The following is an 8,736-nucleotide window of genomic DNA, read 5'->3' on the forward strand; positions in this document are numbered from 1 at the left end:
GTACGAGAGCACCGCGAGCTCGGCCTGCGCCGCCCCCTCGGTGGAGAAGCCGAACACCGGGTCGCCGAGGGCCACGTCCCGGACACCCTCGCCGAGTTCGTCGACGATGCCCGCAGCCTCGTAGCCCAGGGTCTGCGGGAGCTCCTCGTCCATCAGGCCCCGGCGCTTCTTCCAGTCGCTCGGGTTGACGCCGGCCGCTCGCACGGCGATGCGGACCTGGCCGGGACCCGGGCGCGGATCGGCGAGTTCTACGATCTCCAGGACCTCGGGGCCCCCGAACCTGCTGAAGCGGACCGCCTTCATCACTGCCCCTCTCGACGCCACCGACGCACGGCTTCGCGCTCGCCGCCGCCCCCACGGTATGCACGCTCTCCTCCCGGTGGGCGTACGGACACGGTGCGCGCCCTCAGGCCGGCTTGCGCCACACGGAGATGTGCTTCGCGGAGTCCTGGGTGAACGGCGCCCCGTTCCAGTCCGCGACGCGCCGTTCCCTGACGAGCCCGGCGATCCGAGCCATCAGGTCGAGCTCTGCCGGCCAGGCGTAGCGGTGCCGGGAGTTGTCACGGCGGTAGCGCCCGCCGTCGCCCTCGCTGTCGCCATCGCCATCGCGGGTGAAGTGGTGCGAGACGAGGATCTGCTCGACGAGGTCGAAGGTGTCGAAGCCGAGATGCTGATCCGAGACGTCGAACGGCACCGCGACCTGGCCGGGCGGCAGGAACCGCAGTGGAGGCACGCCCAGCTCGATGACGAATCGGCCGCCGGGTTCCAGATGCCGTGCGGCGTTGCGGAAGCACTCGACCTGCTCGTCCTGCGTGAGCAGGTTCGTGATGGTGTTGTAGACGAGGTAGACCAGGGAGAAGGTGCCGGGAACGACGGTGGTGGCCATGTCCCCGATGACCACCGGGAGCGTGTTCTCGTCCGCCTTGCGGCGCAGCACCGCCGCCATGTGCTCCGACAGCTCGATGCCCACGACCGGCACGCCGCGTTCGCGGAGCGGGACGCCCACCCGTCCGGTCCCGATGGCGAACTCCAGGGCCCGGCCGTCTCCGGCGAGCTCGGCGAGGAAGTCGAGAGTCGGTCCGAGAACGGCCGCTGACGACGCCTCGGTCTCCTCGGCGTCGTAGCGGTCGGCGGTCGCACGGTTCCACAGCTCACTGCTCGTCACGGGCGGCCACACTGCCGGGAACCGGGGCGCCTTGTCGACGCATTTGTTTCGTCTGCTTCGCCGGAAGGGAGGGAGCGGCGCGCCCGATGGTCAGCGGCGCGCGTGGGCGTGCGTACGGACGACCGGGCGGCTCGGGGAGCAGCGGCCCGGGGCGCACCGCCTCGCGGTGGGCACCGGCCGCCGGGGCGCCGGCTGCGGAGCCTTGGGCCGCAAAGCCTTCGGCGCCCACCAGTTCAGGCCGCCCGCCAGGCGCATGAGCGCCGGTACGAGGACGCCCCGTACGAGCGTGGCGTCGAGGAGGACGCCCAGACCCGTGCCGATGCCGAAGAACTGCAGGAGGGACACCTGGGAGGTACCGAAGCTCAAGAGGGTGAACGCGAGCAGGGCGCCGGCCGTGGTGACGATGCCTCCCGTCCGGGCGATGCCCGTGACGATCGAGTCGGTGTTGCCCTGCCCGGCGTCGCGCGCCTCCTTGATCCGGGCCAGGACGAACACCTCGTAGTCCACCGAGAGCCCGAACAGGATGCAGAGCAGCAGCACCGGCATGGTCGTGCTGAGCGGTCCGGGCGTGAAACCGAGCAGGCCGCTCAGATGGCCCGACTGGAAGATCCACACCATCGCTCCCATGACGGCCGTCAGGCTCAGGGCGTTCAGCGCGATGGCCTTGAGCGGCAGGAGCAGGCTCCGCGTGAAGCCGAGGAGCAGCAGGAACGTGGTGACGGTGATCAGGCCGAGCGCCGGCGGAATCCGGTCCCGGACCGTGGCCTTGGCATCGACCAGCACCGCGCTCGGCCCGCCGACCAGGACCTCGGTGCCCGCCGGGGCGGGGGTCGCGCGGACGTCGTGCACGAGCTGCTGGGCCGCCCGCGAACGGGGGTCGACCCGCGGCACCACGGAGAGCTGGACCGGACCCTCGCCCTCGGGCCCGGCGGCCTGGGAGACCCGGGAGACCCGGGCCACCTGGGGGAGCGCGGACAGCCTGCGGACGTACTCCTCCCGCGCCGATGCGCTCACCTTCGCCGTGCCCGTCACGGAGACGGTGAGCGCATCGGCGCCCTTCATGTCGAAGGCACCGCGCACCAGGTCACCGGTCTGCCGGCCGGCCGCGCTCACCGGCAGCGCCCGGTCGTCGGGGGTGGCGAAACCGGCGTGCGCGAACGGCGCCGCGAGGACCACCAGCAGGCCGATCACCGGCAGCGCCGCGAGCAGTGGGCGGCGTACGACGATCCGCGCCAGCCCCTCCCAGAAGCGCGACCCGGAGCCCGTACGGGCCCGGCGGCGCCACGGCACGGGCCAGGCGTTCACGCGCCTGCCGAGCAGCGCGAGCAGAGCGGGCAGCACGGTCACGGCGCTCACGGCGGCGATGGCCACCACGGCGATGCCCGCGTAGGCGAAGGAACGCAGGAAGTACGGCGGGAACACCAGCAGCGTCGCGAGCGCGGCGGAGACCGTCGCGGCGCTGAAGGCGATCGTGTGGCCGGCGGTGCGCACGGTCCGGATGGCAGCCGTCCGCGGGTGGTATCCGGCGGCCAGCTCCTCGCGGAACCGCGAAACGATCAGCAGCCCGTAGTCGATGCCCAGGCCCAGGCCGAGCGCCGTGGTGAGGTTCAGCGCGAACACGGACACGTCGGTGACGGAGCCGAGGACGCTCAGGACCAGCAGGGTCCCCGCGATGGCGAGCACACCGATCAGCAGCGGCAGAGCGGCGGCCACGACGCTCCCGAACGCCAGGACCAGCAGGATCAGGGTCCCCGGCAGCACGACGGCCTCCGCCCGCTTCAGATCGGACTCCGCGATGTCCTGGAGCTCGGCGTCGGTGAGCGCCGCCCCTCCCACATGCACGATCAGAGCAGCGTCGGGAGCACGCGGAGCACCGGAGGCGGTCAGCTCCTCCCGCAGCCGCTCCACCCGCGCACCGAGCTGCTCGCCGTCCCCCTCCACGTGCGCGACCAGCATGGCCGCCCGCCCGTCCCGGCTGCGCAGCTCCGCCGCGCCGCCGGTCCAGTACGAGGCCACGGCGCTCACGTGCGGCTGGGCGGCGAGCCGACGGGTCAGCTCCTCGCCCCCGCTCCGTGCCGCCGGGCCGTCGACGGAACCGTCGCGGGCCTGCGCGACGACGACCAGGTTGGGGGAGGCCCCCAGGCGCTCGGCGGCCACCCGGGCGGCGCGGCTGGACTGCGACCGGGGATCGTCGTACCCCTGAGTCTTCAGCCGCCCGGTGACATCCGCACCGAACACGACGGCCAGCGCGAGGAACACGAGGGCGGCGAAGAGGACGAGTCCGGGACGGCGGGTCACGAAGACGCCTGCGCGACGGGACATCGGGGCTCCGATCCGGGTGGCGGTTCGTCCTGCTCCGGCACAGAACGGCGGACCTCCACCGTGCCCCGCCCGATGCCGGGCCTGTAGCCCCGGCAATTCGTCACTTGACAGGTGCCCCTCCCCGCACGCAGGGACCACCGGGCCGCGCTGTCCGGGTCCCGGCCGCGCCGCGGCCGTAGCGGAGCAGGGGCAGGAGCAGGGGCAGGATCCAGAATGGCCGGGGTCCGGCGCTCGCGGGATGTCGAGAAGGCGCCATCGGATCCGACCCAGGGACATCAGCCGTCACCACCGGCCGCACGTCACCACCGGCCGCACGACAAGAAGGAGAAACGAACATGGCGATTCAGCGGATGGACAACGTCGGCATCGTCGTCGAGGACATGGACGCCGCCGTCGCGTTCTTCGCGGAACTCGGGATGGAGCTGGAGGGCAGGACGGAGGTCAAGGGTCTCTTCGCCGACCAGTGCACGGGACTCGACGGAGTCCACTGCGACATCGCGATGCTCCGCACCCCGGACGGTCACAGCCGGCTCGAACTGGCCAAGTACCGCAGCCCCGCGGCGACCAGCGCCGGGCCGCGCGACCGGCCGCACAACATTCTGGGCACGCACCGCGTCATGTTCGCCGTCGACGACCTGGAGGGCACCGTTGCCCGCCTGCGCCCCCACGGCGCCGAGCTCGTCGGCGAGATCGCCCGGTTCGAGGACAGCTATCTGCTCTGCTACGTCCGCGGCCCGGAGGGCATCATCGTCGGACTGGCCGAACAGGTGCGCTGACAGCCATGGCCGGCCTACGGCGCCGGTGCCTCGCGGGGTACGGATTCCAGGGTGCGGAGATGGGCGGTGACGGCCGCGGTGGCGCGCGGCTCGTCGCCGGTCGCGAGCAGGTCCAGCAGCGCTCCGCGCAGGACCGCGAGGAGCAGGGTGCGCTCGGCCAGCGCCTCCGGGGTGTCCCGGTGGGCGGGCGGCTGGGCGGCGGCGAAGACGGCCAGCCAGTCGGCGATCGTCCGCTCGGCGAAGCCCGCCCAGGGGCCGCCAGTCGGGCTACTACGACGCCACCGTCAAGCTGCCGCAGAAGACCGGCGACCACATCATCTTCACCATCTGGGAGCGTCACAAGAACCCCGACGGCTCCGGCGGTTCGCGCGAGACCTTCTACTCGGTCTCGGACGTGACCTTCACCAAGTAGCCCGGCGAACGGCCCGCCGGCCCGCCGCCACCCCCGCCGGCGACGTGACGCCGTCAAAGGTGGCGGGCGGGCCCCACCCCCTAGGCGCTGTCCCAGTCGAGGCGCAGGACGGCGAGGTCATCGGTGTGCCGGCCGGCGTTGAGGGTCTGGGCCTCCTCGATGAGGCGGTCGAGGAAGGCGGCGGGGTCGGCCGGGGGGAGGCTTTCGATGAGGTCGAGCAGCCCGCCTACTTCGAGTCTGCCGGGAGTGGAGCCGTTGTGTCCCTCGGTGAGTCCATCGGTGTAGAGGGTGAGCGCGCCGGAGCGCGGCAGCGGGATGACGGTGGGCTGCCAGTTGCCGAGTTGCGGGGCGACGCCCAGGGCGATGCCGTGGGTGGCGCGGAGCTCCTGGGTGCCCTGACCGGTGGTGAGGAGGGGCTCGTGGTGGCCTGCGAGGTGGAGGGTGGCGGTGCGGGCGTTCTGGTCGAGGGTCAGGAGGGCGCAGGTCGCGAACAGCGGGAGGCTGCCGCGTTCGGCGACGAGGAGGCGCTCCATGAGGTGGAGTAGCTCGGTGCCGCGGTGGCCGCCGAGGACGAGGGAACGCCAGGCGATGCGGAGGCAGACGCCGAGGGCGGCGGCGTCGGGGCCGTGTCCGCTGACATCGCCGACCACGGCGTGCAGCAGCCCGTTCTCCTCCTCCACCACGTCGAGGAAATCGCCTCCGAGGAGTGCGCTCTTGGCGCCGGGCAGATAGCGGGTGGTGACGGCTATGGCAGACGTGCCCAGGATCGGCTGTGGCAGCAGACCGCGTTCGAGACGGGCGTTCTCCTCCGCGCGGAGGCGAACGGCCTGGGCCTCGGCGCTGACGCGTTCGGTCTCGCTGCGGTAGATGGCGTAGCGGACGGTGCGCAGGAGCAGGTCCGCGTCGACCTTGCCCTTGACGAGGTAGTCCTGGGCTCCGGCGGCCATGGCGTCGGTGCCCGCCTGCGCTTCGGACAGTCCGGTCAGGACGATGACCGCCGTGTGCGGGGCCAGTTCCCGCACGGTGGTGACGGCCTTGGTCCCGGAAATGTCCGGCAGGTGCAGGTCGAGGAGGATGCAGTCGACGGGTCTGCGGATGAGTTCGGTGCGGGCGTCGTCCAACGTCGTTCGCGTGATCAGCTCGAACCGGAGCCCGGTGTCCTCGAGGAGCTCCTCGACGATGAGGGCGTCACCTGCGTCGTCCTCGACGAGCAGGATGCGGTACGACGTGGCGACGGTGCCGGCCTGCGTTTCGGTCATGGCTGGAGCTCCGTGCCGGCGCGCGTCGCCTCCGGCAGGCGGGACGGGCCCGGGCTCTGCGGGGGCTGGGGCGCGAGGGTGAAGGTGACGCGGGTGCCGTCGCGGTGTTCGGGGTCGATGGCGATGCTGCCGCCCTGGAACTCGACGATCTTCTTGCACATGGCCAGGCCGATGCCGCTGCCGCTGTAGACGTCCTTGGTATGGAGCCGTTGGAAGATCACGAAGACCTTCTCGACGTACTCGGGCTCGATGCCGATGCCGTTGTCGGTCACCGTGAACCGCCACAGGTCGTCCTCCACGGCGGCGGTGACATGGATCACGGGGGCTTGTCCGGGGCGGTGGAACTTGACGGCGTTGCCGATCAGGTTCTGCCAGAGCATGCCCATCTGCGTGGGGTCGGCGGCGATCGTCGGCAGGGAGTCCGAGGTGATCGTGGCACCGGATTCCTCGATGCTCACCTCCAGCGACGACAGCGTCCGCACCAGCACCTTGTTCAGGTCGACGTCCTGGTGGTCGCGGTGGACCCGGCCGACGCGGGAGAAGTCGAGGAGGTCGTTGATCAGGGTCTGCATGCGGTTCGCACCGTCGACGGCGTACTCGATGTACTGGTCGGCCTTGGCGTCGAGCTGCCCGCCGTAGCGTCGCTGGAGGAGCTGGGTGAAGCTGGAGACCTTGCGCAGGGGTTCCTGCAGGTCGTGGGAGGCGACGTAGGCGAACTGTTCCAGCTCGGCGTTGGACCGCTGGAGGTCGGCGGCCTGGGCGTCGAGACGCTGGCGGGCCTCCTCGGTGAAGGCGAGCTCCCGGACGAGACGCCGGCGCATGAAGTCGATCTCCGCACTGAGGCGCCGCAGATCCGCGGGACCGGTCGGGGTGATGGGGTGGTCGAAGTCACCGCCGGCGATGGCCCGGGCGTCCGCCCCGAGCTGTCCCAGGGGCGCCGTGATTCCCCGGCGCAGCGCCTCGAAGATCAGGATCGCCAGCAGGGTGATCACTCCGGCGATCGTGGCGAACAGCCAGTTCCGCAGGGCCATCGTGGCCATCAGGTGGTCCCGCGCCTGCGCCCGGGCGGCGCGCAGCTGCTCCTGCTGGGTGACCATGGCCGCGCGCACGGCGTCGAAGGTCGTCTTGCCCTCCGCGGCGCGTTCCGCGCTCAGGGGGGAGGGGGCACCCGCCGGCGAGGCGACGATGGGCCGGGCGATCCGCTCCTGCCACTTCTCCACCGCACTCTCGACGGCATCCAGGTCTTTCAGGCCGGTACGGTCGGCGTGCAGCAGCTCCCGCAGCCGCGCGGAGTGCTCCTGCTCCTCGGCGATCCCCTTGCGGTAGGGCTCGAGGAAGCCGGGGGTGCCGGTGAGGCCGTAGCCGCGGACACCGGTCTCCTGATTGAGCAGGGCGGACTCGAGGCGGAACGAGAGAGTCAGCGCGGGGGAGCGCGTGTCCACGAGCTCCTCGCTCAGCGAGGTCGTACGTCCGAGCACCCACGCTCCGGCCGACCCGAGCAGGATCAGTACCACCGAGGCGGCGGCCACGCCCACGCGCAGCCAACGCCGGGTCGTCCACGTGGCAAACCTCCGCGCGCGCGGAAGCCCTTGATCGCCGCTCATGCCGTGCACTCCTCCTCAGGGGGGCCGCCCTGGAAGGGGTGCGGCCCGCATACTCTAGAGGCAGGATGACAACTCGTGTTGTCGCGGGTAGATCTTGGGCCTAAGGTGCCCGGTATGCCTGGCAAGAACTTCGTTTTGCGAACCGACCCGCAGGAGACGGCCGAAGCCGTGGACGCGGCAGTCGGAGCCCTCGCCAGACACCTTGCCCTTCAACTGCTCCAAACCCCCGACTCTCCGGCACCGCAAGGACCGTTTCCGCAAGGGCCGGCGCCGGCGCTGGCCCTGCTGCACCTACTGGACCATCTCCAGAAGGCAACGGAACGCCTCCAGCAGGAAGCGGCCGTCGCCGCGGCCCGTGCGGGAGCCGGATACCCGCAGCTGGGCGCGGCATGCGGCATGACCCGACAGGGTGCACGGCGCCGCTGGCCGGGACTCTTGAACCACACCGACGAAGCACCCCTGGAGCTCCGATGATGACCACCCCCGCCCGGCCCTTCGACGTGCTCCTGGTCGAGGACGACATGGCCGACGCCCTGCTCATCGAGGAAGCCCTCTCCGAGCGCGGAGCCCGCAACCTGGTCCAGGTCACCGACGGCGTCGCCGCACTGGAACACCTGCGTGCCCCCGGCGCGGTCCGCCCCGATCTCATCGTCCTCGACCTCAACATGCCGCGCATGAACGGCCGGGACCTGCTCCGCGTCCTGAAGAACGACGAGGCCTTCCAGACCATCCCCGTGGTGGTCCTCACCACCTCCTCCGCACCCGACGACATCGTCGGCGCCTACAGCGGGCACGCCAACGCGTACGTCACCAAGCCGGTCAACCTGGAGGAATTCGAGAAGGCGGTCCAGAGCATCGACGCCTTCTACCTCGACACGGCGACGCGCCCCCGCATCTGATCCGAGTGGTGCGGTGCGCAGGGGAGTCCCGCGGCACCCGCGGTCCGCTCCGGGCCGCCTGCGTACCGCCCCGTGCCGCCGGGGAAGACGAGAGGGGTGAAGTGGCACCGTGATACCAGGGCCATCGGGTCACGTGACGGGCCTCAGATCCGCGGATGCCCGGCGGGTCGCCCGGGAAGTTCTCGCTGCCCGGGACGTGGGGGAGCGGGTCCTGGGCGATGTGCTGACGGTGGTCGCCGAGCTGGTGACCAACGCGATCCGGCACGCGGGCGGCGTCACCGGCTTCCACGTCCTGTGCC

At 71.5% G+C, this 8,736-nt stretch carries 9 protein-coding genes; 4 read left to right on the forward strand and 5 right to left on the reverse strand.

Annotation, left to right across the window (positions count from 1 at the left end):
• The 3 genes from ACFWNV_RS38020 to ACFWNV_RS38030 form a co-directional block, all read right to left on the reverse strand.
• Positions 1-303: alcohol dehydrogenase catalytic domain-containing protein (locus tag ACFWNV_RS38020; RefSeq protein WP_383956386.1), on the reverse strand; the 303-nt coding region annotated here is incomplete at its 3' end.
• Between the two features lie 103 nt (positions 304-406).
• On the reverse strand, positions 407-1,165 hold the full coding sequence (locus ACFWNV_RS38025) for a class I SAM-dependent DNA methyltransferase (RefSeq protein ID WP_383956389.1): 759 nt from the start codon (positions 1,163-1,165) through the stop codon (positions 407-409).
• Positions 1,166-1,255: 90 nt separating this feature from the next.
• Positions 1,256-3,487, reverse strand: coding sequence for an MMPL family transporter (locus ACFWNV_RS38030; protein WP_383956391.1), 2,232 nt, complete (start codon positions 3,485-3,487; stop codon positions 1,256-1,258).
• A 335-nt stretch (positions 3,488-3,822) separates the two neighbouring features.
• On the opposite strand from ACFWNV_RS38030, the gene ACFWNV_RS38035 reads away from it, so the two are divergent.
• Both ACFWNV_RS38035 and ACFWNV_RS38040 read left to right on the forward strand, forming a co-directional pair.
• Positions 3,823-4,263 carry a VOC family protein gene (locus ACFWNV_RS38035; protein ID WP_383956394.1) on the forward strand — a complete coding sequence of 147 codons (441 nt, stop codon included), beginning with the start codon at positions 3,823-3,825 and terminating at the stop codon, positions 4,261-4,263.
• Positions 4,264-4,552: 289 nt separating this feature from the next.
• On the forward strand, positions 4,553-4,675 hold the full coding sequence (locus ACFWNV_RS38040; protein ID WP_383956406.1) for a lytic polysaccharide monooxygenase: 123 nt from the start codon (positions 4,553-4,555) through the stop codon (positions 4,673-4,675).
• Between the two features lie 80 nt (positions 4,676-4,755).
• Here the strand turns inward: ACFWNV_RS38040 and ACFWNV_RS38045 are convergent, their stop codons facing one another.
• Both ACFWNV_RS38045 and ACFWNV_RS38050 read right to left on the reverse strand, forming a co-directional pair.
• Positions 4,756-5,934 carry a PP2C family protein-serine/threonine phosphatase gene (locus ACFWNV_RS38045; RefSeq protein WP_383956397.1) on the reverse strand — a complete coding sequence of 393 codons (1,179 nt, stop codon included), beginning with the start codon at positions 5,932-5,934 and terminating at the stop codon, positions 4,756-4,758.
• A complete protein-coding gene (locus ACFWNV_RS38050) occupies positions 5,931-7,538 on the reverse strand; it encodes a CHASE3 domain-containing protein (RefSeq protein WP_383956400.1) in 1,608 nt (535 codons plus the stop codon). Before ACFWNV_RS38050 ends, ACFWNV_RS38045 begins: the two co-directional genes overlap by 4 nt.
• Positions 7,539-8,008: 470 nt before the next feature.
• Between ACFWNV_RS38050 and ACFWNV_RS38055 the strand changes: the two genes are divergently transcribed.
• Both ACFWNV_RS38055 and ACFWNV_RS38060 read left to right on the forward strand, forming a co-directional pair.
• A complete protein-coding gene (locus ACFWNV_RS38055; protein WP_383956403.1) occupies positions 8,009-8,437 on the forward strand; it encodes a response regulator in 429 nt (142 codons plus the stop codon).
• Positions 8,438-8,570: 133 nt separating this feature from the next.
• Positions 8,571-8,736 (forward strand): ATP-binding protein (locus ACFWNV_RS38060; RefSeq protein WP_383956409.1); only part of this gene is annotated, 166 nt, incomplete at its 3' end.

Source organism: Streptomyces sp. NPDC058401 (assembly GCF_042722885.1).
Classification (GTDB): Bacteria; Actinomycetota; Actinomycetes; order Streptomycetales; family Streptomycetaceae; genus Streptomyces.